The 425-nt window shown below is 69.9% G+C and carries 1 protein-coding gene; it reads left to right on the top strand.

What is annotated here, in order from left to right:
- Window positions 1–72: 72 nt before the first annotated feature.
- Window positions 73–425 (top strand): UvrD-helicase domain-containing protein (locus tag KVT32_RS28845; protein ID WP_217619286.1); only part of this gene is annotated, 353 nt, incomplete at its 3' end.

The raw sequence follows: 425 nt of genomic DNA, 5'->3' as shown, positions 1-425 counted from the left end.
ATGCAAAATGCACTTGCGAAAGCATACTGGACAAATGTACAGTCGAACTGTCCGCTCCTTGTCCTTCCTTCCATGACTGTCGCCGCCGCCACGCCAACGAACCCGCCCGACCTCACGACCGCCGCCGATCCTTTCGCCAGCCTGAATCCCGCGCAGCGCGCCGCCGTCGAGCACGACATCGGGGCGCCGGCCGCGCGGCCGCTGCTGGTGGTGGCCGGCGCCGGTTCGGGCAAGACGAATACCCTGGCGCACCGGGTGGCGCGCCTGATCCAGGGCGGCGCCGACCCCCAGCGCATCCTGCTGCTGACTTTCTCGCGGCGCGCGGCCAACGAGATGACCCGGCGCGCCGGCAACGTCCTGCAGCGCATCATGGGCAGCGCTGGCCATGCGACGGCCCAGGTCACGACGCTGCCCTGGGCCGGCAC

Origin of the sequence: Achromobacter sp. GbtcB20, assembly GCF_019091095.1 — a bacterium.
GTDB lineage: Bacteria > Pseudomonadota > Gammaproteobacteria > Burkholderiales > Burkholderiaceae_B > Achromobacter > Achromobacter mucicolens.
This window is presented reverse-complemented; position numbering and strand designations above follow the sequence as displayed.